The organism is Stenotrophomonas sp. HITSZ_GD (genome assembly GCF_029543105.1).
Taxonomy (GTDB): Bacteria; Pseudomonadota; Gammaproteobacteria; order Xanthomonadales; family Xanthomonadaceae; genus Stenotrophomonas_A.
The window spans coordinates 192,694-218,469 of sequence record NZ_JARQXB010000002.1; the positions used below are offsets into that span (position 1 = coordinate 192,694).

Consider the following 25,776-nt stretch of genomic DNA (forward strand, 5'->3'; position numbering starts at 1 on the left):
GCCTAAATGCGCCATCGGGCCGGCTTGACGCACCTTCGTGCGCCGCATGGCGCGAAGGAGTTGCCGGCATGAACCCTCACGCCCGCGCCCGCCTCGTCGCCGTGGTCGACGACGACAGCGGCGTACGCGCCTCGTTGTCCAGCCTGCTGCGCGCGTTGGGCTACGACACGCTCACCTATGCTTCGGCCGCCGAATTCCTGCAGGCGCTGCCGGCGCACGCGCCGGCCTGCCTGATCAGCGACATGCGCATGCCCGGCATGGATGGCGAGCAGCTGCAGGCGGCGCTGCAATCGGCCGGTCACGATTTTCCGGTGATCCTGCTCACCGCGTTTCCCACCGAGGCGATGCGCGCGCGCGTACTGGCGCGTGGCGCGCTCGCCTTCCTCGCCAAGCCCGTGGAGGCCGACCTCATCGCCGAATGCGTGGACCGCGCCCTGGCGCGGCGATGACGCCCCACACCTTCGTATGAGGCGGCGAACCGACCGTAGGATTTCGCCGCCGCTGCTACCCCCGTAGCGTTCACGTTGTACCCCACCACATGAGGAATCCCCTGATGAACACTGTGACCACCCGCGATGGCGTCGATATCTTCTTCCAGGACTGGGGCCCGAAGGACGCCCAGCCGCTGGTGTTCCACCATGGTTGGCCGCTGTCCAGCGATGACTGGGACGCACAGCTGCTGTTCTTCGTCCGCAAGGGCTTCCGCGTCGTCGCGCACGACCGCCGCGGCCATGGCCGTTCCTCGCATGTGGCCGATGGCCACGACATGGACCACTACGCCGCCGACGCGGCCGCGGTGATGGAACACCTGGACCTGCGCAACGCCGTGCACATCGGCCATTCCACCGGTGGCGGCGAAGTCACCGCCTACGTGGCGCGCTATGGCCAGCCGGCCGGCCGCGTCGCCAAGGCGGTGCTGATCGGCGCGGTGCCGCCGATCATGGTCAAGACCCCCGCCAATCCGGGCGGCCTGCCGATCGAAGTGTTCGACGGCCTGCGCGCGCAGTTGGCCGCCAATCGCTCGCAGTTCTACCTCGACCTGCCGACCGGCCCGTTCTACGGCTTCAACCGCGAGGGCGCCAAGGCCATTCCCGGCACCATCCAGAACTGGTGGCGCCAGGGCATGGCGGGCAACGCGAAGGCCCACTACGACGGCATCAAGGCATTCTCGGAAACCGACTTCACCGAGGACCTGAAGAAGATCGAAGTGCCGGTGCTGGTGATGCACGGCGATGACGACCAGATCGTGCCGATCGCCGATGCCGGCGAGCTGTCGTGGAAGCTGGTCAAGCACGGCGAGCTGAAGGTGTACAAGGGCTTCCCGCACGGCATGTGCACGACGCACGCCGATGTGATCAACGCCGACCTGCTGGAATTCATCCAGCGCTGAGTCGCGCTTCCGGGCGCGGGCCGCCGGCCCGCGTCCACCGCGCACCGTGGTCGCGCACTGGCTTTGATCTCGTTCCGATGCGGCGCCGCCGCGTCGGCCGGGGCCTGCCGGCCGCGCGTCGGCGGGCGCCACTTCCCTACCGTCTTTCCTGGAGTTTCCATGGCCACCTCGGCCCCGCTGTCCTCCACCGCGCCGCGCGCGCCGCTGTTCGCCATGGCGCTGGCCGCCGGGCTCGCCGTGGCGAACATCTACTACAACCAGCCGATGCTGGGGATCATGGCCGCCAGCCTCGGCGACGCGCGGGTCAGTGCATGGATTCCCGCGCTCACGCAGGCCGGTTACGCGGCCGGCCTGCTGCTGTTGCTGCCGCTGGGCGACATGTTCGAGCGGCGCCGCTTGATCGTGGTGCAGTTCGTCGTGCTGGCCGCGGCGCTGGCGTTGACCGCCGCCGCGCCGGGGCTGGCGATGCTGGCGATCGGCTCGGTGCTGGTGGGCGCCACCGCCACCGTGGCGCAACAGATCGTGCCGTTCGCCGCCATCCTGTGCGCGCCGGAAAAGCGCGGCGCGGCGATCGGCACGGTGATGAGCGGCCTGTTGACCGGCATCCTGCTCAGCCGCACGGCGGCCGGCGCGCTGTCGAGCGCGGTGGGGTGGCGCGCGGTGTTCTGGATCGCCGTACCGGTGGCGCTGGCCGCCGCCGTGCTGATGGCGCGCAGCCTGCCCGCGCATGCGCCCGCCCATCGCCTGCGTTACCGCGAGTTGCTCGCCTCGCTGTGGCAGCTGTGGCATCGCGAGCCGCGCCTGCGCCAGGCGGCGCTGGTGCAGGCGCTGCTGTTTGCCGCTTTCTCCGCGTTCTGGACCGTGCTCTCGCTGCACCTGGCCGAACCGCCGCTGCATCTGGGCGCCACCGCAGCGGGCCTGTTCGGCATCGTCGGCGCGGTGGGCGTGGCGATGGCGCCGGTCGCCGGCCGCGTGGCCGACCGCCGCGGCCCGGCGTGGGTGATCCGCCTCGGCGCGCTGGCCACGCTGGTGTCGTGGATCGTGCTCGGCGCATGGCCGGGCATCGCCGGCTTGGTGGTGGGCGTGATCGCGCTGGACTTCGGCGTGCAGATCGCGCTGGTCTCGCACCAGCACCTGATCTACGGGCTGCATCCGGAGTTCAAGAGCCGCCTCAATACGCTGTTCATGACCTCGATGTTCGTCGGCGGCGCGGTCGGCTCGTGGGCCTCCGCGGTAGTGTGGCACCGCTTCGGTTGGCACGGCGTGGCCGTGCTCGGCGTAGCGCTGCCCGCGCTCGCGCTGCTGATCACGCTGCGTCGCGCCGGCGCGGCGCACCCTGCCTGAGCCACATGAATGAGCGAAGGCGCTTCGGGTTGACGGCGGCGTGAAGCCCGGGCGCCACGGTGCGATTACGCTGGCAGTTGCCTGCCCGACCGCGCATCGCCCCAGCGGTCATCGCCACGGATCACCCACGCGCCGCGCCATCGTCCGCCGCCGTCCGCTCCCGATCCACGCTTCTTTCCCGACACGAGGATCCCGCATGTCCGCCTCCACGCTCCTGCCCGCCGGCACGCCGGCGCCCGATTTCGAACTACCCTCCACGCCCGACCAGCGCGTCTCGCTGGCGTCCCTGCGTGGCCAGCCGGTGATCCTGGCCTTCTACCCCGCCGACTGGAGCCCGGTCTGCGGCGACCAGATGGCGCTGTACAACCAGGTGCTGCCCGAGTTCCAGCGCGCCGGCGCGCAACTGCTCGGCATCTCGGTCGATGGCGCGTGGTGCCACGCCGCGTTCGCCGAGCAGCGCAAGCTCCATTTCCCGCTGCTGGCCGATTTCGAGCCCAAGGGCGAGGTGGCGCGCCGCTATGGCGTCTACCGCGATGCGGACGGGATCAGCGAGCGCGCACTGTTCGTGATCGACGCGCAGGGCCGCATCGCGTGGAGCCACCTGTCGCCGCTGGGCATCAATCCCGGTGCAGACGGCATCCTCGACGCACTCGACAAGCTGTCCGCCGCTTCCGGAGATCGCGCATGAGCCACCTCACCCTTCCCATCACCGCCCAGGACCACACCCAGGGTCCTGTCGAGGCACCGGTCACGCTGGTCGAATACGGTGATTACGAATGCCCCTACTGCGGCGAGGCATATCCGCTGCTCAAGGCGGTGCAGTCCGCGCTCGGCGCGCAGCTGCGCTTCGTGTTCCGCAACTTCCCGCTGACCGAAATGCACCCGCATGCACTGCGCGCCGCGCAGTTCGCCGAGGCGGCCGGCGCGCACGGCAAGTTCTGGGAAGCGCACGACATGCTGTACGAACACCAGCAGGCGCTCGGCGACCATGACCTGGCCCGCTACGCGCACGAACTCGGCCTGCCGCCCACCGCCTTCGGCGAAGCGGTCTCCGGCCAGTACGATGCGCGCATCGAGGCCGACTTCCTGGGCGGCGTGCGCAGCGGCGTGAATGGGACGCCGACGCTGTTCGTCAACGGCGAGCGCTACGATGGACCGCGCGATTACGACACGCTGGTGTCCGTCCTCACCGAACTGGCGCAGCGCCGCTGACCGAGCCTCAAGGCGCCAGGGCGCGGTGCCCGTAGCTCAGCACGCGGGTGATCTGCCATTGGTCACCCTGCCGGTGCCAGACGATGACGAACTTCGCCACGCCCTCGCATTGCCCGCTGGCCAATTCGCAGAAGCGATGCTCGCCTTCGGCGAGCGCCCCGTAATCCTTCAGCGGATAGGCCCGGAACGTGCCGGCGATCAGCTCGCGGCGCACCTTGTGGCAGATCCACTTGCGGGTGTTGTCGATGACGGTCTGCCGGTCGTGCGTGACGCCGCCGGTGTCGTGGTAGAACTCGACATCCGGCGCGAAGTAGCCACTGAAGGCCTCCAGGTCGCAGGCGTTGTAGGCGTTGAAGACCGCCTGGTCCAGGCCGAGCAACTGGTCGTACAGCGGGCCGCCGACCCCGTCGTCGGCGGCAGCCGCACAGCCGCTGGCCAGCAGCCCGGCCCACACCATCGTCCACGTCGCTATCCGCTTCATCGTTGCGCTCCCCGTGCAGGTCTCGACGCAAGCCCCCTTGCGCCGCCCCAGCATCGTACAGCGCTGCAGCGGCGGTCAACGCACGCGCCGTGGCCCGCTGCGCCCTCGCGGCCGGCGGGCAGCGCGGAGGGCCTCGGCGCGAATGCGGCCGCCTTGCCTCAATCCGTCACGGTATAGCTTTGCTTGAGCCGGATGTCCGCACTCGATGCGCCCACCTGCACTTCGTACTGGCCCGCGTCCACCAGGTAGGCCTGGCGCTGCGGGTCGTAGATGCGCAGGTCGCGCTCGGGCTGCACGTCAAAGGCGATCTCGCGCTGCTCCCCCGGTTGCAGCGTGATGCGCTGGAAGCCACGCAGTTCCTTGAGCGCGCGCGGGCGCGCCGGGTTCACCGGCCGCAGGTACAGCTGCACCACCTCGTCGGCGGCGACCTTGCCGCTGTTGCGCACCTTGAGCTTCACCTGCAGCGGATCGCCCGCCTTGCCGCGCCGGCGGTCCAGCGTCAACGCCGAGTAGTCGAAACGCGCGTAGCTCAGGCCGAAGCCGAACGGATACAGCGGCGTGTCCTCGTAGTAGCGGTAGGTGCGCCCTTTCATCGCGTAGTCGTCGAAGGCGGGCAGCGTGGCGTCGGCGCGGTAGAACGTCACCGGCAGGCGGCCGCCCGGGCTGGTCTTGCCGAACAACGCATCGGCCACTGCATCGCCGCCCCGCTGCCCGGGATACCACGCCAGCAGGATCGCCGGCAGGTGCTGCTGCGCCCAGTCGATGGCCAGCGCCGAGCCGGCGGTCAGGACCGCGACCACCGGCTTGCCGGTGCCGTGCAGCGCTTCGAGCAGTTCGCGTTGCGGCTTGGGCAAGCGCAGGTCGGTGCGGTCGCCGCCGGAGAAGCCCGGATAGCTGACATCCATCTCCTCGCCTTCGACATCGCCGGTGAGCCCGCCGACGAAGATCACCGCATCGGCCTCGCGCGCGGCCTGCAACGCCTCCTCCAGCGGCGGCGCGCCGCCGGGCAGGCGCCAGGCCAGCCGCACCGCGGCGTCGCGTTCGTGGTCGTAGTATTCCAGCCGCAGGTCGTAGGCCTGGCCGCTGCGCAGTGCCACGCTGGCGTGCTGGGCCTGGGCGCGATCGCTGTTCTTCCAGCGATCCAGCAACAGCTTGCCGTCCAAGTACAGGCGGAATCCGTCGTCGGCGGTCACGCTGAGGTCGTACACGCCATCGCGCGGCGGCAGCAGCTGGCCGGTCCAGCGCACGCTGAAATCGTCGCTGGCCAGCGCCTTCTCCCGGCTCAGTTCGCCGCGCGCGACGGCATCGTCGGTGGGGGCGCCGCGGTCCCAGCGGAACGCCACGTGCGAGTCCAGCCGGGTGAGCGCGGGTTCGCCGCGCAGGTCCTTGCCGCGGAAATACTCGCCCTGCAGGCCGCGCTCGTTCGCCAGCGCGGTGGGGCGCAGGTAGCGCGGCTCGATCGGGCTGTCGGCATCGGGGTCCTCGCGCCGCTCGACCAGGTCGCTGCCGCGCGCATACACCACCTGCGCATCGGGCAAGGCATTGCGGATGCCCTTGAGCACGGTGACCGGGTTGGCCGGCGTGCCGTAGTAGTTGCCCAGCAGCGCCATCGGATCGTCGGCCGTCGGGCCGATGACCGCCACGCGGCGGATCGACGGCGACAGCGGCAGCACGCCATCGTTCTTCAGCAGCACCAGCGATTCGCGCGCGGCGCGCAGGGCCAGCGCGTCATGGGCCGGCGCCTGGTTCACCGAATAGGGAATGTTCGCGTAGGGCACGCGCTCGGGCGGATCGAACATGCCCAGGCGCATGCGCGCGGTCATCAACTGGCGCACCGCCGCGTCGATCTCCGCCTCGCTGATGAGCCCTTGCTTCACCGCCCCGGTCAGCGCGGCATACGTGCGCCCGCAGTTCAGCTCCAGCCCGCGCTTGACGCCCAGCGCGGCGGCCTCTTCGGCGGTGCCGACGATCTTGTGGTGCTTGTAGATGTCCTCGATCGAATCGCAGTCGGACACCACGTAGCCCTTGAAGCCCCAGTCGCGCCGCAGCGTGTCCTGCAGCAGCAGCTGGCTGGCCGAGGCCGATTCGCCGTTGACGCGGTTGTAGGCGCCCATCACCGCATCCACGTGCGCCTCCTGCACCAGCGCCTGGAACGCGGGCAGGTAGGTCTCGTGGAGATCGCGCGGGTCCGGGTGCACGTCGAACTCGTGGCGGTTGTGTTCCGGGCCGCTGTGCACGGCGAAGTGCTTGGCGGTGGCGTCGACCTTGCGGTACTTCGGGTCGTCGCCTTGCAGGCCTTGGACGAAATTCACGCCCATGCGTGAAGTCAGGTACGGATCCTCGCCATAGGTCTCCTGCCCGCGGCCCCAGCGCGGGTCGCGGAAGATGTTGATGTTCGGCGACCAGAACGTGAGCCCCTGGTAGCGTCCGTGCTGGTCCTGGCGCAGGAACTCGTGGTGCTTGGCGCGCGCCTCGTCGCTGATGGTGGTGGCGATCTGGTGCATCAGCGGCGCATCGAACGTGGCGGCCATCGCGATGGCCTGCGGGAACACGGTGGCCCCGCCCGCGCGCGCCACGCCGTGCAGCGCTTCGTTCCACCAGTCGTAGGCCGGCACGCCCAGGCGCGGGATCGCCGCGGCGCTGTTCTGCATCTGGCTGACTTTCTCCTCCAGCGTCATGCGCGAGACCAGGTCGGCCGCGCGCGCCTCGAACGCACGGTCCGGGTCGAGGTAGAGCGGCTTGTCGCCGCTGGCCGGGGCGTCGGCGGCCCCCGCCGCCAGCGGCAGCAGCGACAGCGCGACGGCCAGGGCAATGGCCTTGCGGCCGCGTTGGGACAGCGATGGCATGTCAGTCCTCCTGGAAAGGGGCCGCTTCGGCCCTGGCATAAGGCCCGACCGTGACGCCGACGAAACCGCCGGCCAGATCGGTGCTCAGTACGTGGATGTCCTCGCGCTCGCGCAGCGGCTGCCAGCCGGCGCCGGTGTCGAAGGCGAAATCGCCCAGGCCGGCATCGGCCTGGATGCGCAGGTGCAGCGCGGCGCCGGCGGGGATCGACCGATGCGCGACCACCTGCCGGCCTTCCGGCGTCTGCTTCTGCACGAATACTTCCAGCCCCCGCGCGGTGCGCTGCACGCCCAGCACGTACCAGTGCGCTTCGTCCTGGTAGAGGGCCAGGCCGGCGGTCACGCCCTGCTCGCCCGGCGGCTGCACGCGCACCTGCGCCTCGAACCGCTGGTGCTGCTGCCGCCGGCCCAGGAACGCGGGCAGGCCGTGGCCTTCCAGCCCATCGGCACGCGGGGAGATCAGCAGCACGCCGGGCTGGCTGCGCAGGTCGGCCCATGCCGGCGCGGCGCGCAGGCTGATCCATTCGGGGTCGAGCGTCTTGGCGCCGAAATCGTCGCGCCAGGTGAAGTTGCCGCTGCGCGTGGCCTGCGTGGCATCGCCGCGTTGCCAGGAAGGGCCGTTGGCGACCTGCGGGATCGCCTGGCCGGCATCGAGGATCACCGGCCAGCCATCGCGCCATTCCACCGGCAGCAGGAAGGTCTCCCGCCCGGTCTGGTAATGGCCTTCCCCGTAAATGCGGCTGGCCAGGAACACGGCCCACCAACGCCCGTCGCGGCCTTCGACCAGGTCGGCGTGGCCGGCGTTGGCGATGGGATGCGGGCGATCGGCCGGCAGGTCGCGCTGGGTGAGGATCGGGTTGTGCGCGTACGGTTCGAAGGGCCCCCACGGCGAGCGCGCACGCAGCACCACCTGCGAATGCTCCGGCCCGGTGCCGCCTTCGGCGCAGGACAGGTAGTACCAGCCGTCGCGACGGTAGATGTGCGGGCCTTCGATCCAGATCGGGTTCTTGGCCGGCTCCACGCCGCCGTCGAGCAGTACCTTGCGCGGGCCGGTCGGCTGGCCCGTCGCCAGGTCGAATGCCTGCAGCCAGATCGCGCGATGCCCCGCATAGCGCGGCGTGCCTTCCGGCGGGCCGTTGTTGAGCAGGTAGGCCTTGCCGTCGTCGTCGATGAACAGCGACGGGTCGATGCCGTCCACCTCCTTCAGCCATACCGGATCGGACCACGGCCCGGCCGGATCCTTCGCGGTGACGTAGAAGTTGCCGCCGTTGTCCACCGCGGTGTTGAAGATGTAGAACGTGTCGCCGTGGTGCGCGATGCTGGGCGCGAACACGCCGCGCGAGGTGCCCAGGCCGGAAAAGTCGAGCTGGCCCGGCCGGTCGATGGCGTGCCCGAGCAAGCGCCAGTGCACCAGGTCCTCGCTCTCGAATACCGGGATGCCGGGAAAGTAGGCGAACGTGGAGTTGACCAGGTAATAGCGATCGCCCACGCGCGTCACCGCCGGGTCCGGATAGAACCCGCTCAGCACCGGGTTGCGGTATTGCCCTTTCGCCAGCGGTGTGGCGAAGGCGGCATCGTCGCCTCGGTAGACGAAATCGTCGAACGCCACCGGCGTGGCGGCCTGGGCCTGCGACCCCGCGAACGCCAACGCGACGAGCACGGTGCGCAGGAGCGCGCGTGTCGAGCGCTTCCCCTTCGCATCGCGCCGCGGTGCGGGCGCACCCCCGAGGGCGGGCGCGCGATGACCCCGGAGCGGATCACCGCTTCCATCTATCCGGCGATCGCCAGGGCAGCCTGGCGCGGGCGTGGCATGTTCAAGAGAGGGGCTCATCTGCGGGCTCCAGGAAAGGGACATCAATGGACCGGGATTTCGAAGGGCCCGGCCGGCAGGCCATTGCCGTCGTACAGCGTGCACACGGGGTTGTCCGCCCAGCAGTAGCGCACGCGCGCGGCGGGGGCGCCGGCCGGCACGTCGAGCGTGACGGCCGCCCCTTCGATGCGCGCATCGACATAGCGGCAGGTGCCGGCGACTTCACCGCACAGTTCGAAGCCAATCGGGCGCGCGGCGCTGTAGGCGACCAAACCCTGTTCCACTTGCGCCAAGCGCAGCACCACGGCCCCACCTTCGCGCGTGGCCGTGTCGGCCACCGGGCCGGCGGGCGCCAGCGCTTCGCCATAGACCACGTGCCGCGCCACGCGCGCCAGGCGGCGACCCAGTTCCTGCTTGTTGGCCGGATGGATGTCCGTGCGTTCGCCGATATCCACCGCCACGGCCAAGCCCGAATGCGCGTCTTCGGCCACGACGCTTCGCTGCTGCTCGCGCAGTGAAGCCCAGCCGCTCTCGTCCGGCTGCGTGGGCGGCGCGCCGTAACCGGCGAGCTGCACGACCAGCAGCGGCAACGCCGCGCCGAACTGCCGGCGCAGGTCCTGGCGATACAGGCGCAACAGCCGGCCATACAGCGCAGGCTCGCCCGTGTTGGATTCGCCCTGGTACCAGAGCGCACCGCGCAGGCCGACCGCGCCGAGCGGCGCGATCATGCCGTTGTAGAGCGTGGACAGCCCGCTGGCCGATTGCCAAGGCGCCGGCGGTGGCGACGCGAAACCCGCGGGCATCGCGCGGTATTGCCAACCCGAGAGCGGTACCCGGCTGCCATCGTCGAGGATCACCGCTTGCGCATCCGGTGGCCCGATCAGCCCGCCATCGCGATAGGTATCGAGCACCGCGACCGTGACGAGGTTGCGCCCGGCATGCAGCAGCCCTGCCGGCAGCGCATACGCGCGCGGCTCGCCGCCGTTGCGGCTGCCCACGGCGCGGCCGTTGGCCCAGGTCATGTCGATCTCGTCGGCGCTGCCGATGGCCAGCGTGCGGGCCTGCGCCGCCTGCGCGGCAGTGAGTTCCACCTCGGCGCGGAACCACACCAGGCCGTCGAACGCCGCCAGCGCTGGCACGCCCCAGTGCTCCCACGCGCCCAGCGCGACGGGCGCGGGCGACCACGTGCCCTGCGGCGCGGACAGCGGGTCCCAGGGGGCATCGCCGTCGGCGATGCCCGGCTGCTGGCGCCACCAGCCCTGCCAAAGCGTGCCCCATTGCGCGGCCGCCTGCTGCGGGTCCTGCGCATAGCGCGCCAGCACGGCTTCCTCCCGGGCATACAGGCCCGCGCGCGCCAGGACATCGGCGCTGAGCCAGGCCTGGATACGCGAACCGCCCCACGACGCGTCAATCAGGCCCATCGGCACCTGCACGCGCTGCTGCAGTTCGCGCGCGAAGTAGTAGCAGGCCGCGGAGAACTCGCGCACGCTGTCGCCGTCGGCGCGCTGCCAGGACGGCGCCGTGGCGAATGTGGCGAGCGGCTGCGGGCTGGCTGCCTGCGCGATGCTCAGCAGGCGGATGTCGTCATGCCTCGCGTTGAGCAACTCCGAGCGCGCATCCAGCGTGCGCTCCACCGGCAGCTCCATGTTCGATTGCCCCGAGCACAGCCACACGTCGCCGAGCAGCACGTCCGCCGCCTGCACCTGCGCATCGCCCGAGCGCGCCTCCAGCACGAAGGGGCCTCCCGCGGGCTGCGCCGCCAGCGTGGCGACCCAATGGCCATCGGCGCGCACCTTGGCCACGGCCTGCCGCGGCCCCAGGCGCACCTGCACCTGGGCGCCAGGCGTGCCCTGCCCGCGGATATGCAGCGGCTGGTCGCGTTGCAGCACCGCGTGTTCGTCGAACGGACCATCGAACTGCAACGGCGCGGCCAATACCGGCGTGGCGAGGGAGAGCAACAGCCATAGCGAGTGGCGGATCGGCTTCATCGGATTCCCGCGTTCAATGGTGGCCCGGGGCGAAAGGAAACTTCAGCGATTGGTAGTAAGACAGCGAATGCGGCGGCGGTGCCTGCCCGACGGGCAGCGGCAGGCCGTTGATCGATTGCCAGTAGGCGATGCTCGCATCGCGCCACCACTGCGCCTCCTGTTGCTGGATCGCCAGGAAGCTGGCGACCTGCCGGTAGCGCTGCGCGTCCACGTAAGGCGACAGCCCGGCCCACGTCGCGCGCATCGCCGCCACCTGGTCCACGCCACGCGCGTAATGCAGCACCAGTTCGTCCCACAGCGTGCGGCCGGAGGCCATGCGGTAATCCCACGGCACATGGTGGAACCACAGCAGTTCGCGTTCGGGCACGCGCCGCGGGTCGTCGAACTGGCGGGCCAGGGCCGGGGCGTACTGCGCCACCGCATTGCTGCCCGAGCGACCGCGCGCGAAGCCGATGCCCTGCGCGTCCGCGCGGTGGTAGTAGACCGGGTCCCAATCCGGACGTTCGCTGCCGGCATCCCACGGCGCCGGCCCGTAGTGGTGTCCGCGGCCCATGAGGTGGTGCAGGCCCAGCGGGGTCATGTAGTCGACCACGGCCTCGCGCGAGGCCATCATCATCGCCACCACCGGCGCGAGGAAGGCGGGGTCGCTGCTGAAGGTCATGCCCACCCAGTCCTGCGCGATCACGCGCGCGGATTGGCGCGGATTCCAGGCCAGGCGGCCAAAGGCATACCAGTTGGCCTGGTCGAAGATCGAACCGCACCAGTTGCGGTCGCTGCCGAGGTTGGCCACGCCGGCCATGCCGCTGAGCGCGTGGCCGTGCCCTTCGATCACCTGCGCGACGGGATGCCCCGGGCCAGGGCGCTGCGTATCGGACTGCAGCGTTTCCTCGTACAGCGTACCGAGGTACGCCAGGTGCGTGGCGAAGCCCAGGTACTCCTTGGTGATCTGGAACTCCATCATCAGCGGCGTCTTCGGCATCGCCCCGAACAGCGGATGGAACGGCTCGCGCGGCTGGAAGTCGATGGGCCCGTTCTTGACCTGCAGCAACACGTTGTCGGCGAAGCGGCCATCGAGCGGCACGAATTCGTCGTAGGCCTGCTTGGCGCGGTCGTCCGGCTGCGCGTGCGAGTACACGAACGCGCGCCACATCACCACGCCGCCATGCGGCCGCAATGCATCGGCGAGCAGGTTGGCGCCTTCGGCATGGCTGCGCCCGTAATCCTGCGGGCCGGGCTGGCCTTCGGAATTGGCTTTCACCAGGAAACCGCCGAAATCCGGGATCAGGCGGTAGATCTCGTCGGCCTTGGCGGCCCACCAGCGCCGCACGCGGGGATCGCGCGGGTCGGCCGTATCCAGGCCGCCGAGTTCGATCGGCGCGCTGAAACGCGCGCTCAGGTACACGCGGATGCCCCACGGCCGCAGCACCCCGGCCAGCGCGGCCGCCTTCTCCAGGTAGGCCGGCGCCAGGCTCTGCGCGCTGGCGTTGACGTTGTTGAGCACCGCGCCATTGAGCCCGATGGAGGCATTGGCGCGCGCGTAGTCGGTGTAGCGCGGGTCCAGCCAGCCGGGCAGCTTGTGCCAGTCCCAGATCGATTCGCCCGCGTAGCCGCGCTCCACGCTGCGGTCCAGGTTGTCCCAATGGTCGAGCACGCGCAGCTGCAGCCGGGGCTGCTCGCGGACGGCGAGCGCCGACACGTCCTGGCCGGTCTGCAGCAGCCGCAGCAGATGGAACACGCCGTACAGCGTGCCGATATCGTCCGGCGCGGCGATGACCGTGAGCGCGCGGCCCGCGTGCTCCACGCGCTCGATCACGTAGCCTTCCCTGCCCAGCCCACGCAAGGGCAGCCGCAGCTGCGCCACCAGCGGCGAGGAGGCCGGCGTTCCGACCACCAGCGCGCCGCTGCCTTGCGGGGTGGCGGCCTCGGGCGGCGCATGGCCGAGCAGCCCGGCAAGGCCGCGCAGCAATTCTTCGCGCGCCGAGCGCTGCACTTCGGTATCGCGCGGCGCAACCACCACTTCCCACTGCGCGCGAATTCCCTCCGCCTGCGCGGCCGGCAGCGGCCCGTAGCGCAGCCACAGGTCGTAGCCGTCCTCGGCATGCGCGTGGCCCATCGCCGACACGGCCAGCACGAGGGCGAGAAGCCTGGCAAGCCAGTGCCCCGGGGCGGGCTGCCACGCGCCGGACATCAGCAGGCGCCGGCCATCGGACCGCCCCGTCGCCGCACGGCGCGGTTATCGCTACCATGCCGTGGAACCGTGCGACGCCGAAGGGGCGAGGCTTGAGCAAGGACAACCGATCCATCCGGCGCAAGGGCCAGGCCACCACCATCGACGACGTGGCCGCGCTGGCGAAGGTCTCGCCGATGACCGTGTCCCGCGTGGTCAACGGCAAGAGCAACGTCCGCGAGGACACCCGCGAGCGCGTCATGCGCGCCGTCGACAAGCTCGGCTACACGCCCAACCTGGCCGCCAGCGCGCTGGCCGCCGCGCAGAACACCCGCCTGGCGCTGGTGTACACCAGCCCTTCCGGTGCCTACCTGCGCGACCTGCTGGTCGGCGTGCTGCACGCCGCCTCGCATACCGCGGTGCAACTGGTGATCCACTACTGGGAAGATTTCGATGCCGACGCCGAGCGCAAGGCCGCGCGGCGCCTGGCCAAGGGGGTCTCGGGCGTGATCCTGCCGCCGCCGCTGTGCGATTCGGAAGCCGCGGTGCAGGAATTCGTGCGCGCCAAGGTGCCCGTGGTGGCGATCGCCTCCGATCGCTTCAAGGACCGCATCTCCTGCGTGCGCATCGACGATTTCCACGCCGCGCGCGAGATCACCGAACACCTGATCGCGCAGGGCCACCGCCGCATCGGCTACATCAAGGGCCGCGGCGACATGGCCGCCAGCGAGCGCCGCTTCGAAGGTTTCCGCGCTGCCCTGCACGCCGCCGGCCTGCCGCTGGACCGCCACCTGGTGCAGGACGGCGACTACACCTACCGCTCGGGCCTGCTCGCCGCCGAGAAGTTGCTGGCACGCAAGCAGCCGCCCACGGCGGTGTTCGGCAGCAACGACGACATGGCCGCGGCGGTGGTTTCCGTGGCGCACCGTCGCGGGATGGACGTACCCCGCGACCTGTCGGTGGTCGGCTTCGACGACAGCACCTCGGCCACCACGGTGTGGCCGGAGCTGAGCACCATCCGCCAGCCCATCGGCACGATGGCCGATGCCGCGGTGGACCTGCTGCTGCGCCGCATCCGCAATGGCGAGGGCAACACCGACGAGGTGTTCGCCCACGCGCTGGTCAAGCGCGAATCCGTCGCCCCGCCCGCGGGCTGAAGCCGCCCGTGTCGCGGCGTGATCGCGCCGCGCCGGCCCGCTGCCCGCTTTGCCTGTCCGACCTCCCGCCACCCCGCCTCCTCGAACGCTGGCACTGCCCTGGCGCCTGGATGGTAGCGCTACCATAGGGGCGGCCAAAAAAAGCAGCGGCCACGCTGCGTGCTCGTGATGACTGCATCGTGCCCCGGGGGCACGATGCGACGGGGCCTACTGTAGACAACAATCGCCCCAAAGCCATGCTGCAGCGCGCAACACCGGCGCGCGCGGCATCAATCGCTGACGCGGCGGCTCACTTCCACGTGCGCCGCAGCGGATGGGCCTCGGTGTTGAACACCACGGCATCGAAATCGAGCCTGCGGGCCGGCGCGAACAACAGGTAGTAGTACTTGAACGTCTCGGCGAACAGGAAGCTCTGCATCGCGTCCCGCTTCTCGCCGGTGACCACGCTCTTCAGGGCGGCGTAGCCGATGTCGGTGCGGCAGGCACGCACCAAATCCTCGAAGAACACCTTGCCCATGCCGCGGTAACGCGCATCGCCGGTGTAGTGATGCAGGTAGTACGCCGATTCGACGATCTCCGGCCGCAGCGCGTAGCCCGGCGAGCCCACCGTCATCCGGCTGTAGTCCACCGTCTCCGGCTCGATGCCATGCAGGCGCCACATCTTCAGCCCGGATTCCTGCAGCCGACGGGCGCGCGGCACGTCACCGGACAACGCCAGCAGCGCGGGCATGAACGCATCCAGCGCGCCATAGGTGGTCTCCGTGCGGCGGCCGCTGTCCATGTCGGCATAGCCGTACCACAGCTCGTGGTCGCGCACTTCATCGGCGAGGTAGCGGTTCACCGGCCCGATGCTCTGCTTCCACATGCGCAGGCAATCTTCGTCGCCGAACAGCTTCCAGCATTTGTAGAGGTACTCGTAGTACGAGTCGATGCCGCCGGCGATGTGGCTGGTGCGGTCCACCCAGCGGCCGGTCTGAACGTCGATCTGCGCGCCCACCAGGCCGATCGGCGAACGGCGCTTGAAGGTTTCCACCAGTGCCCGCTTGGCCTTGTCGTAATACACCGGCTTGCCGGTGAGCCGCGCCAAGGTGCCGAACTCGAGCAGCAGCGTGCCGGTTTCGGCCGGATTGCTCACTGCCCCGCTCGTCTTGCCGGTGCGCAGGTTGACGTGCGTGTACGGCAAACCGGTGGGGCTGTCGAACACCGGCAGCAGGCGGCGGCCCAGGTCCTCGGCCAGCGCGAGCAGGCGCTCGTCGCCGCTGAGCTGGTAGGCCGACAACAGCCCCCCGAGCAGGCGGATGGTGACCTCGAAGTTCTGCACGTCGATGTCCTGGTCGAACGACAGCCGCGTGACGATGAGCTCGCGCGCTTGCGCGGCTTCCTCGTCCAGGCCCATCAACATCAGGGTATCGAGCGCATCGACCGGCGACATCAGCAGCGGTTGCGCGTACCAGTCGTGGGCGCCGCCACTGAGCGGCATCAGGTCGTCGTGGCCCTGTGCGTGGCGCATGTAGCCCTGCCACGCATGCCGCGTTTCCTCGCGTACGCGCTCGGCCAGGCGCTGCGCTTCGGCCTCGTCCACCTGCGGCACGGCGGCCAGGGCGGGCGCCGCGGCGCTGGCCTGCGAGGGCGCGAGCACGGGGGAGAGCAGCAAGGACAAGGCGAGCATCAGCGGGCGGGCGGTCATGCGGTCACTCCATGCGGCAAGGGAGAAACGGCGCGCGGTCGGGCGCGCCGTGGCAGCAGGTCAGGCGGCGGGGCGGACGACGTTGAGCACTTCGTAGCAGGCGCCCATGGTGTGGTAATCGGTCTTGCCGGCCGGGCTCTTCTCGTCGCTGTACTTGCGGTTGTCGGCGTCCAGGATGCGGTACCAAGCGCCGTACCGATGGTCGACGAAGTGCTGCCAGGCATAGGTCCACAGCCGCTCGTACCAGCGCCAGTAGGCGGCATCGCCGGTGCGCTCGGCCAACAGCGCGGCGGCGGCCAGCGACTCGGCCTGCACCCAGAAGTACTTGTCGTCGTCGCACACCCTGCCCTGCGGGTCGAAGCCGTAGTACAGCCCGCCGCGGGCGTCGTCCCAGGCGCGCGCGACGGCGGTGTCGAACAGGTGCATGGCGGCGGGCACCAGCCAATCGGCCTGGACGTGGCGGTCGAGGATCAGCAGCAGCTTGGCCCACTCGGTCTGGTGGCCGGGCTGGAAGCCCCACGGCCGGAACAGGTGCTTGGGATCGTCGCGGTGGTAATCCCAGTCGACCTGCCATTGGCGGTCGTAGTGCTCCCACACCAGCCCGCCGGCCAGCGCCGCCTGGCGGCGGGTCATGTGGTCGGCCAGCAACAGGGCGCGGTCGAGATAACGGCGCTCACCGCTGGCCTCGAACGCGGCCAGCATGGCCTCGCACATGTGCATGTTGGCGTTCTGGCCACGGTAATCGCTGAAATGCCAGTGCGGGTCGGCCTCGTCGCGGTACAAGCCCGCTTCGGCTTCCCAGAAGTGGCGCTCGAGCAAGGCCCAGGTTTCGTCCATCCAGCCGCGCGCCTCTTCCACGCCGGCCTTCAAGGCGGTGCTGTAGGCCAGCAGCACGAACGCCACGCCGTAGCAGTGCCGGGTGGCGTCTTCCACCTGCCCGTCGCGCACGGTCCAGGCGTAGCCGCCGGTGGCCGCATCGCGATGCACCTCGCGCAGGTAGCGCAGGCCATGGTGCACGGCTTGCAGATATTCGGGATCGCCGAACTCGCGATAGGCCATCGCATAGTTGAAGACGAAGCGCGTGCTGCTGACCAGGTGGCGGTGGCCGGGATCGTAGACGCTGCCGTCGTCGCGAAAATACTGGAAGAAACCGCCGGCCGGGTCGATCGCGCGCGGGTGGTAGAAGGCCATCGTGTCGGCGATGTGCGCGCGCAGGAATTGCGGCGAGCGGAAGTCCTGCAGGGTGTCATCAAGCATGGGCATGGGTGTTCCGTAGCAGGTGCGAGACTTCTTCGGCCGAGGGCATCGCGGCAAACGCGCCGTGCCGGGTGACGGCCAGCGCGCCAACCGCCGCGCCGTACCGCACCGCCGCTTCGATGGCGTCGCGGTCGGCGACGAACGCCCCGAAGCCGGCGCCGTGCCCCCCACGCACGCCGATGTGCACGAGCAGGCCGGCGACGAAGGCATCGCCGGCGGCGGTGGTATCGCGCACGGTCACCTCGAAACCGGGTACCTCGCCTTGCGCGTGCGCGGCATACCAGCGCAGCGGCCCGCCGCCGTCGGTGACGACCAGCAGGCGCGCGCGGCCGGCGAACAGGCGCTCGCGCACCGCCGCCTCGCCCTCGGCGCCCAACGGCGCGGCCAGGTAGGCCAGCTCCTCGCGCGAAAGCTTCACCAGATCCGCCAGGCACAGCGCCTCCCACAGCGTGGGCAGCGGGTCCACGCCCAGCGGCCACAGCGCCGGGCGCAGGTTCAGGTCCATGCTGACCAGGGCGCCGGCGGAAGCGGCACGGCGCATGCCGGCGAGCGTGGTGGCGGCGATCGCCGGTTCGGTCATGCTGTTGGAACACACGTGGAACGCGCCGGTGCCGGCGAAGCAGGCCTCGGCGAAATCCGCCTCGCCAAACAGCAGGTCCGCCGCCGGCGGCCGGTAGAAGCTGAAGCTGCGTTCGCCGTGCGCGTCCAGGGCGACGAACGCCAGCGCGGTCTTGGCCGCGTGCGTGCGCACGATGCAATCGGTCGCCACGCCCGCCTCGACGAAGCTGTCATGCAGGAAATCGCCGAACATGTCCTGGCCGAGCATGCCGGCGAAGTGGCTGTCGGCCCCCAGCCGCGCGGCCGCGACGGCCACGTTCGCCGGCGCGCCGCCGGCGAACTGCAGGAACGCGCGCGGTGCCTGCGGGTCGGCCCGCGGCGCGGCGAGCATGTCGATCAACGCCTCGCCGAAACACACGATCTTCGACACGATTCAGGCACCCTCGACCACGGAGCCATCCTTGCGCAGAGCCGGCAGGCGGCTGCCGGACAGGCCAAAGAACACGATGTAGCCGTAGCACAGCAGCGGCAGCACGAACGAGGGCTGCAGGCCGATGCGGTCGGCCAGCGCGCCCTGCAGGAACGGCACCAGCGCGCCACCGACGATGGCCATGATCAGCAGGCTCGACGCCTTGTTGGTCAACGGGCCCAGGCGCTCGATGCTCAGCGCGAAGATGGTCGGGAACATGATCGAGTTGAACAGGCCGATCGACACCAGGCTGTACATCGCCAGCGCGCCGCTGCTGCTCATGCTGGTGGCCAGCAGCAGCATGTTGACGCCCGCGAAGGCGGCCAGCAGCTTGTTGGGCGACAGCTTGGCCAGCAACACGGACCCGGCGAAGCGGCCGATCATCGCCAGCATCCAGTACAGGCCCAGGTAGTGCGCCGCCTGCTGCTCGGTGATGCCGCCGATCTTCGGCAGCGAGAAGTAGTTGACCATCAGCGAGCCGATCGCCACTTCCGCGCCGACGTAGAAGAAGATCGCGCCCACGCCGAAGAACACGTGGCGATGGCGCAGCGCCTGGCCGAGCGTGTGCTTCTGGTGGTCGGCCTGCTCGGTGGTGCTGGCCAGCGACGGCAGGCGGAACAGGTAGACCACCACCGCCAGCACGAACAGCACCACGGCCAGCAGCAGGTAGGGGCCCTGCACCGACTGCGCTTCCTGCGCGCGGTAGGCGGCCTGTTCGGCCGGGCCCAGCGCGGCCAGCTGCTCGGAGCTCATCACGGTGTTGGAGAGGATCAGCAGCCCGCCGAAGAACGGCGCCAGCGTCGTGCCGAGCGAGTTCAGCGCCTGCGCCAGGGTCAGGCGGCTGGAGCTGGTGCTTTCCGGTCCGAGCAGCGCGACATACGGGTTGGCCGCCACCTGCAGCACGGTGATGCCGCTGGCGAGCACGAACAACGCCGCCAGGAAGGCTTCGTAGACGCGCAGCGAAGCGGCCGGCCAGAAGCCCAGCGCGCCGATCCCGGCGATCGCCAGGCCGGCCACGATGCCCTTCTTGTAGCCCAGGCGAGCGACCAGGCGGCCGGCCGGCAGCGACATCAGGAAGTACGCGCCGAAGAAGGTGAACTGCACCAGCATCGCGCGGGTGTAGTTGAGCTCGAACACCGCCTTCAGGTGCGGGATGAGGATGTCGTTGAGGCAGGTCAGGAAGCCCCACATGAAGAAGATCGAGGTGACCACCGCGAGGGCGACGCCGCGATTGACGCTGCCGGCCTCGACAGGCTGCGCGGCGCGGGGGGGAAGTCCGGGAGAAATGGGCATGGAAGGGCCTGTCGGTCGGGTAAGGGAAAGGTAAGGCGGGGGGATGTGGTCAGCCGGGCGGCGGCGCGCTGCTCTGGCGCACGCGCAGTTCGACCGGCGCGATGGTGCGCGCCACGCTCGCGTCGGGTGCGCCGATGCGTTGCAGCAGCAACTGGGCGGCCTGCCGCCCGCGCGCGCGCGGGTCGACGGCCAGCGTGGTCAATGCCGGCGTACTCAGCGCGGCTTCCGGGATGTCGTCGAAGCCGGTCACGGAGAAGTCGCGCCCCGGCTGCACGCCGCGCGCGAACAGGCCCAGCATCAGGCCCATCGCCACGTTGTCGTTGTAGCAAACGGCGGCGGTGGGCCGCTCGGCGGTCTCGAACAGCGCCTGCGTCGCGGCGGCAGCCTGCGGTCGGGTGGGCGCGCATTCGACCATGCGCGCCTCGCGCACCGGCAAGCCCGCCTGCGCCATCGCCGCCACGTAGCCGCTGCGCCGCTGCTGGCACGAGCTGGAATCGGCGTGGCCACCGAAGAAAGCGATGTCGCGATGGCCGAGCTCGATGAGGTGCCTCGTCGCCAATTGCGCACCGTGTGCGTTGTCCAGCGCGAGGAAATCCCACTCGTGCCCGGCCGGCTCGCGATTGAACAGCAGCACGTTGCCGGCCGCGCCCATCACGGCGCGCAGCGAGGCCGCCTCGCTGTGCTCGGCCGGCGACAGGATCACCCCGGCCGGCGCGTGTTCCATCAGCGAGGCCAGCACGGCCTGCTGCCGCCGCGGCGATTCGCCGGTGTTGCCCAGCAGCGTGACGTAGCCCTGTTCGCCGAGCGCCTCGTCCACGCCGGCGGCGAATTCGGCAAAGAAGGGGTTGGAAAGGTCGTTGATGACCAGCGCGACGATGGTGGAGGTGCGCCGGCGCAGGTTGGCCGCCGCCCGGTTGTAGACGTAGCGCTGCCGCTGCAGCTCGGCATGCACCCGGGCGCGGGTGTCGGCGTGCACCAGCGGGCTGCCGCGCAACACCAGCGAGACGGTGGCGCGCGAGACGCCCACCGCGCGGGCGATGTCCGTCACCGTCACCGCCCGGCTGCCGCCTGCCCTGCCCGTGTTGTTGCCGCCGCTGTGAGCCCGCGTGGACATGTGCTCGCTGATCTCCCCGGAATGGCTGTGGCGAGGCGTTTGGATCGATCCAAACGCGCCTTCGTGCCGCGCCCGTCATCGTGCCGGTGGAATAGAACACGCGCGAGCGGGCCTTGGCATGCGGCACCGCAGCATCACCGATGACAGCGCAAGTCACGCCAACGAAAACAAGGCGTTACGGGCGATAGCTCGACTGGAATCGAACACGCGCCCGCGGTGCGCCAACTCAGATGCGCGCAATGGCCCAGGTAATGATGCCGGTCGCCACGGTGCTGAGCAGTAAGCCGAACAGGAAAAGCGCGTCCGCCAGCCGTTCCAGCTTGCGGTTGCGCCCCTTGCGCTTGGTGCGCAGGGCCCAGTACGCGCTCAGGCAGGCGCCCAGGTAGACCATCGCGTTGAAGCTGAGCAGGTCGTCGGCGAGCGTGTCGACATTGCGCATCACCACCACCACGTGCAGCACGCCGACCACGGTCATGCACACGCCCAGCATCGCGGCCGAGGTGGCGAAGATATGGACGCAGATGTCCTCGTCCAGTTCGCTGCGGGGATCGTCGGGGGTCTTCATCGCGGGGCGGCTCGGAAAAGGAAGCGGCGGAAAGAACGACCACGCGGCGCGGCGCCGGTTCCCGGCCGCCGCGTGCGCGGTCAGTCGCCGGCCGCCTGGGTCGCCACCGCGCGCCCCGGCGCGGCGTGCCCGGGGCGCGCCGCCAGCGCCTCGATCAGCTCGACCAGGCCAAGCGGGTCCAGCGGCTTGCCCATGTGGCCGTCGAAGCCGGCCATCATGGCGCGTTCGCGGTCTTCCTCGCGCACGTAGGCGGTGAGCGCGATGGCCGGAATCTGCGGCTGGCGCACCTGGCCGCCGCCGCGCACGGCCTGGATCAGCTCGTAGCCGTCGCGCCCGGGCATGGCGATGTCGCTGATCAGCGCATCGAAGCTGTGCTGGCGCATCAGCTGCTCGGCGGCGTCGGCCGAGCCGGCGGCCGTGACCTGCGCGCCGGCGTGGCGCAGGAAATGCTCGGCGGCGTCGCGCGAATCGTCATCGTCGTCCACCAGCAGCAGGTGCAGCTTGCCGAGCCGCCCGGCCATCGCCTGCGGTAGCGGGCCGACCTTGCCGCTGTCCGGGCCGTGCGCCCGCGGCACGCTCACGCCGTGCTGGTACGGCAGCACGAGGGTGAACGTGGCGCCCTGCCCGTGCCCGGCGCTGGTGGCACCCAGCCAACCGCCATGCAGGTCGATGAGCTGGCGGGAGATCGACAGCCCCAGCCCCAGCCCGCCGACGCGGCGCGTGGTGCTGGCGTCGGCCTGGCGGAAACGGTCGAACACGTGCGGCAGGAAGTCCGGCGCGATGCCTACGCCGCTGTCGTGCACCGACAGGCGCAGGTGATCGGGCGCGGCCGCCATTTCCAGTTCCACCCGCCCGCCGGACGGGGTGAACTTGATGGCGTTGCCGAGCAGGTTCACCAGTACCTGCTGGAGGCGGCCGGCATCGCCGAAGAAGGGCGTGGCGCCCTCTTCCAGGCCCCGCACGCGCAGCTCGACCTGCTTGGCCGAGGCGGTGGGCCGCATGAGGTCGATGGTGCTGCGCGCCAGCCCGCCGATGTCGAAATGCTCCGGCTGCAGGCGCACCTTGCCCGACAGGATCGCGCTCATGTCCAGCAGGTCGTCGATGATCTGCGCCTGCGAGCGCGCGCTGCGCTCGATGATGACCAGCCCCTTGCCGATGTTTTCCGGCGCGAAGGACTCGGTCTGCATCAACCGCGACCAACCCAGGATGGCGTTGAGCGGCGTGCGCAGTTCGTGGCTGAGGGTGGCGAGGAAATCGTCCTTGATCCGGCTGGCGGTTTCCGCATCGTTGCGCGCGTCCTTCTCGGCCTGCAGCGAGGCCTTGAGCTGCGCATCGATGCGGTTGCGCTCGATGACGATGCCGGCCAGGTGCGAGGCCGAGCGCGCCATCGCCTGTTCGTGCAGGGTCGGCTGGTACGGCGTGCGGAAATACATCGCCAGCGTGCCCAGCACCACGCCGTTGCTGCCCAGGATCGGGGTGACGTAGCACGCGGCGATCCCCATCGCCAGCGCGTGGGTCCGGTGTTCGCCCCAGCTCGGGTCCGCGGCGATGTCCTCGCAGATGACCTGGTGCGCGGAATAAGCCGAGCGGCCGCATGGCGTGCCTTCCGGCGCGATGGCCAGGCCGTCGAAGCGCACCGCGTATTCCAGCGGCAGGCTCGGCGCCGCGGCGCAGCGCAGCAGGGTCTGGTCGGCATTGGCGAGCAGGATCGAGCAGCGCAACGAGCGCTCGCCGCGCGCTTCCACGCTCAGGGCGATCGAATCGAGCACGATCGCCAGCGGCGCGCCGGTGGTGATCAGGCCCAGGATCGAACGTTCCGACGCGGTCGCGTCCTCGATGCGCTTGCGCTCGGAGATGTCCATCAGCGAGCCGATGTGGCCCAGGAAGCTGCCGTCCACGCCGAAATGCGCGGTGGCCGTATCCATGCACCAGCGGTACTCGCCGTCGCGGCGGCGCACGCGGTATTCGGCGCTGAAGGCGCGGCGCTCGTCCAGCGCCTGCAGGAAGCCGTGGCGCACGCGCGCCAGGTCGTCCGGATGCACCACTTCCCACCAGCCGCGCGGGATGGCTTCCTCCGGCGGCTGTCCGGTGAACTGGGTCCAGCGCGGATTCCAGTACACGCAGTTGCCCTGCGCGTCGGACATCCAGATCATCGCCGGCACCGTCTCGCACAGCTTGCGGAAGCGCGCTTCGCTTTCGGTGAGGCGGTCCTCGATGCTGCGCCGGTCGTGGATGTCGGTGTAGGTGCCGATCCATTGGTTGATGCGCCCGTCGTCCTCGCGCACCGGCAGTGCCCGCGCCAGATGCCAGCGGTACTGCCCATCGTACCGGCGCAATTCGCATTCGATCTCGAAACCGTCGCCGTCGGCCAGCGCCTGGTCCCAGGCGTGCGCGGCGCGGCGCAGGCCGGCGTCGGTGTGCGCGGTGTCCCAGGCTTCGCGCGCGTCGGCGTTGGGATCGCAGCCGGTGTACTCGTGCCAGCGGCTGTTGAAGAAGCGCGCCACGCCCTGCGTGTCGGCGATGAAGATGATCTGCGGCAGTGCATCGGCCAGGCGCCGCAACCGCGCCTCATTGGCCGCCAGTTGCCGCTGCACCCGGCCGCGCTGCATCGATTCCCAGCAGCGCGCCACCACGCGCCGCACCAGTTCGACCTCGTGCTCGGACCAGTGCCGCGGCGTGGACTGGTGCACGCCCATGGCCGCCACCAGCTGGCCGTTCTTGTGCAGCGGCACGGCCAGCGTGGCGCGGATGCCGTGGTTGCGGTAGCCCTCGCTCAGGTAGGGCGGCGCGTCGCTGCACTGCGTGTCGTGGACCACCCAGGGCCGGTTTTCGAGCAGCGCGTCGAGGAAGCCTTCGGCCACGTTGCTCAGCGCGAACTCGCCACGCAGGCTCGGCAAACCTTCGACGTGATCGCTGAGCACGCGCATCGTGCCCCGCTCCATGTCGATCTGGCCGTAGCCGGCGCGGTGCGCCTGCAGGTGCTGGCACAGCAGCCGCACGCTGGTATCGAGGATCTGCTGCGGCTCGGAAAGCACCATCAGCGCGTCTTCCAGCCCGAGCAGGAAGCGGTTGCGCTCCTCGGCGCGGCGCTGGCGGGTCACGTCGATGCCGTGCACGAGGATCGCGTCCACCGCGCCGGCCTCGTCGCGCATGGGCTGGTAGACGAAATCCAGCACCGATTCGTAGGGCACGGCCTCGAACGGGCGTTCGAGCACCAGCCGCACCGCCTGCCCCAGGAAGGGCTGGCCACTGAGCCGCACCTGGTCCAGCAGCGTGAGCACGCCCTGCTCCACCACCTCGGGCAGCGCCGCGCGCAGCGGGCGGTCGATGATCTGGCGCTCGCCCAGCAGCTGCTTCATGCGCTGGTTGGCGCTTTCGATGACGTAATCCGGCCCGCGCAGCACGGCCAGGAACGCCGGGGATTCCTCGAACGCGGCCACCAGGTGCGGCGTGCGCGCCGGCCGCTCGCGCACGCACAGCACGCCGGCTACCCCGGCGGTGTCGTACAGCGGGCTGCACGACCACGACCCGGTGGCGTCCGCCGTCGGCGCCACGCGCATGCCGGCGACCAGCGCCGGCTCGGCGGCGCCGACGGCGGCCACCAATTCGGCCTGCAACGGCGTCTCCAGCTCGGCCAGCGGCCGGCCGAACGCGGCCGGATGCAGCGCGCCCAGCAGCATCGCGCCGGGCTCGTTATAGATGCAGTTGAGCGAAGGTCCCCACAGCAGCAGCGCGGGCGACGGGCAGTTCAGGCACAGCGACAGCGCACTGCGCAGCGAAGGCTCCCACTGCGCGGGCTCTCCCCACGCGGCGGCCAATACGGACGATTGCGCCCACGAGGGCGGCGCGGCGCCCGGAGCGAAGCCGGTCGGCGCGACCGGCGCTTTGTTTTCCATGCGGCTCCCCAGTCGCGACCCAGGAACAAGCGCACCTTACCGCTAAAAAAGCGCCTTGTGCGTGCCCTATTGGGCGGCTGCGATCTCCTGCGCCTGGCGCAGCGAACGCACCAGGTCTTCGGCCAGGTAGGGCTTGGTCAGCAGCACGCCGCGCTCAAACGCAGCCGGCAACCCGCCGGTGACCTGCCCGGTGGCGACCACGAACGGAATGCCGAGCGTATTCAGCCGCGCGGCCACCGCTTCGCTGGTCTGCCCACCGCCGAGTCGATAGTCCAGAACCGCCAAATCCATGGCGCGCGCGTCCACCTGCTGCAATGCCGCCTCGACGGTGGCGGCCGGGCCGGCCACCGTGGCGCCGGCTTGCGCAAGCTGGAGCTCCAGCAGCATGGCGTTCATCTCGTCGTTCTCCACCACGAGTACACGCAGCCCCTGCAGTGCCGACATTGCGTTCTCCCTGAAGCGAACCTGGAGTATAACGCCGGGCGTGCGCGGGCTGGCCGGGCCTGCCCGGCGGGACAACCCGCATCGGACCGGCTGCATTTCCC

The 25,776-nt window shown here is 70.3% G+C and carries 19 protein-coding genes; 6 read left to right on the top strand and 13 right to left on the bottom strand.

The genetic code is table 11. The features are described from left to right. The first annotated feature begins 68 nt into the window (after window positions 1-68). From P6166_RS02735 to P6166_RS02755, 5 genes are all read left to right on the top strand, one after another. Window positions 69-449: a response regulator gene (locus P6166_RS02735; RefSeq protein WP_277763003.1), complete on the top strand. Its 381-nt coding sequence runs from the start codon at window positions 69-71 to the stop codon at window positions 447-449. 104 nt (window positions 450-553) lie between these two features. Further along, window positions 554-1,390, top strand: coding sequence for an alpha/beta hydrolase (locus tag P6166_RS02740; RefSeq protein WP_277763004.1), 837 nt, complete (start codon window positions 554-556; stop codon window positions 1,388-1,390). A gap of 159 nt (window positions 1,391-1,549) precedes the next feature. Then, window positions 1,550-2,734 carry an MFS transporter gene (locus P6166_RS02745; RefSeq protein WP_277763005.1) on the top strand — a complete coding sequence of 395 codons (1,185 nt, stop codon included), beginning with the start codon at window positions 1,550-1,552 and terminating at the stop codon, window positions 2,732-2,734. A gap of 196 nt (window positions 2,735-2,930) precedes the next feature. Continuing rightward, complete coding sequence (locus P6166_RS02750; protein ID WP_277763006.1) at window positions 2,931-3,422, top strand: redoxin domain-containing protein; 492 nt, start codon at window positions 2,931-2,933, stop codon at window positions 3,420-3,422. After that, window positions 3,419-3,946, top strand: coding sequence for a thioredoxin domain-containing protein (locus P6166_RS02755; RefSeq protein WP_277763007.1), 528 nt, complete (start codon window positions 3,419-3,421; stop codon window positions 3,944-3,946). Before P6166_RS02750 ends, P6166_RS02755 begins: the two co-directional genes overlap by 4 nt. A 7-nt stretch (window positions 3,947-3,953) precedes the next feature. On the opposite strand, the gene P6166_RS02760 is transcribed toward P6166_RS02755, so the two are convergent. The 5 genes from P6166_RS02760 to P6166_RS02780 form a co-directional block, all read right to left on the bottom strand. Continuing rightward, complete coding sequence (locus tag P6166_RS02760; RefSeq protein ID WP_277763008.1) at window positions 3,954-4,427, bottom strand: nuclear transport factor 2 family protein; 474 nt, start codon at window positions 4,425-4,427, stop codon at window positions 3,954-3,956. 158 nt (window positions 4,428-4,585) lie between these two features. Further along, on the bottom strand, window positions 4,586-7,273 hold the full coding sequence (locus tag P6166_RS02765; RefSeq protein ID WP_277763009.1) for a glycoside hydrolase family 3 C-terminal domain-containing protein: 2,688 nt from the start codon (window positions 7,271-7,273) through the stop codon (window positions 4,586-4,588). A gap of 1 nt (window position 7,274) precedes the next feature. Continuing rightward, window positions 7,275-8,930, bottom strand: a complete 1,656-nt coding sequence (locus P6166_RS02770) for a glycoside hydrolase family 43 protein (RefSeq protein WP_277763010.1) — start codon at window positions 8,928-8,930, stop codon at window positions 7,275-7,277. Window positions 8,931-9,124: 194 nt separating this feature from the next. Further along, complete coding sequence (locus tag P6166_RS02775) at window positions 9,125-11,068, bottom strand: sialate O-acetylesterase (protein WP_277763011.1); 1,944 nt, start codon at window positions 11,066-11,068, stop codon at window positions 9,125-9,127. Window positions 11,069-11,081: 13 nt separating this feature from the next. After that, the gene (locus P6166_RS02780; RefSeq protein ID WP_277763012.1) at window positions 11,082-13,256 is read right to left on the bottom strand and encodes an alpha-glucuronidase family glycosyl hydrolase; all 2,175 of its coding nucleotides are present in this window, start codon (window positions 13,254-13,256) and stop codon (window positions 11,082-11,084) included. 92 nt (window positions 13,257-13,348) lie between these two features. On the opposite strand from P6166_RS02780, the gene P6166_RS02785 reads away from it, so the two are divergent. Continuing rightward, window positions 13,349-14,392 carry a LacI family DNA-binding transcriptional regulator gene (locus P6166_RS02785; protein WP_277763013.1) on the top strand — a complete coding sequence of 348 codons (1,044 nt, stop codon included), beginning with the start codon at window positions 13,349-13,351 and terminating at the stop codon, window positions 14,390-14,392. 289 nt (window positions 14,393-14,681) lie between these two features. Here P6166_RS02785 and P6166_RS02790 read toward each other — a convergent pair whose 3' ends face one another. The 8 genes from P6166_RS02790 to P6166_RS02825 all read right to left on the bottom strand — a co-directional run bounded on the left by P6166_RS02790 (window position 14,682) and on the right by P6166_RS02825 (window position 25,675). Continuing rightward, entirely contained in the window at window positions 14,682-16,079 is a 1,398-nt protein-coding gene (locus tag P6166_RS02790; protein WP_277763014.1) for a glycoside hydrolase family 47 protein, read from the bottom strand. 60 nt (window positions 16,080-16,139) lie between these two features. Beyond that, window positions 16,140-17,342, bottom strand: coding sequence for an AGE family epimerase/isomerase (locus tag P6166_RS02795; protein ID WP_277763015.1), 1,203 nt, complete (start codon window positions 17,340-17,342; stop codon window positions 16,140-16,142). Then, complete coding sequence (locus P6166_RS02800) at window positions 17,329-18,324, bottom strand: carbohydrate kinase (protein WP_277763016.1); 996 nt, start codon at window positions 18,322-18,324, stop codon at window positions 17,329-17,331. Before P6166_RS02800 ends, P6166_RS02795 begins: the two co-directional genes overlap by 14 nt. Before the next feature lie 3 nt (window positions 18,325-18,327). After that, window positions 18,328-19,656 carry an L-fucose:H+ symporter permease gene (fucP, locus tag P6166_RS02805; protein WP_277763017.1) on the bottom strand — a complete coding sequence of 443 codons (1,329 nt, stop codon included), beginning with the start codon at window positions 19,654-19,656 and terminating at the stop codon, window positions 18,328-18,330. A gap of 49 nt (window positions 19,657-19,705) precedes the next feature. Then, a complete protein-coding gene (locus tag P6166_RS02810) occupies window positions 19,706-20,770 on the bottom strand; it encodes a LacI family DNA-binding transcriptional regulator (RefSeq protein ID WP_277763018.1) in 1,065 nt (354 codons plus the stop codon). 226 nt (window positions 20,771-20,996) lie between these two features. Then, on the bottom strand, window positions 20,997-21,335 hold the full coding sequence (locus P6166_RS02815; RefSeq protein ID WP_277763019.1) for a hypothetical protein: 339 nt from the start codon (window positions 21,333-21,335) through the stop codon (window positions 20,997-20,999). An 80-nt stretch (window positions 21,336-21,415) separates the two neighbouring features. After that, on the bottom strand, window positions 21,416-25,231 hold the full coding sequence (locus tag P6166_RS02820) for a PAS domain S-box protein (RefSeq protein ID WP_277763020.1): 3,816 nt from the start codon (window positions 25,229-25,231) through the stop codon (window positions 21,416-21,418). A 66-nt stretch (window positions 25,232-25,297) separates the two neighbouring features. Next, the gene (locus tag P6166_RS02825; RefSeq protein ID WP_277763021.1) at window positions 25,298-25,675 is read right to left on the bottom strand and encodes a response regulator; all 378 of its coding nucleotides are present in this window, start codon (window positions 25,673-25,675) and stop codon (window positions 25,298-25,300) included. Between the last annotated feature and the right edge of the window lie 101 nt (window positions 25,676-25,776).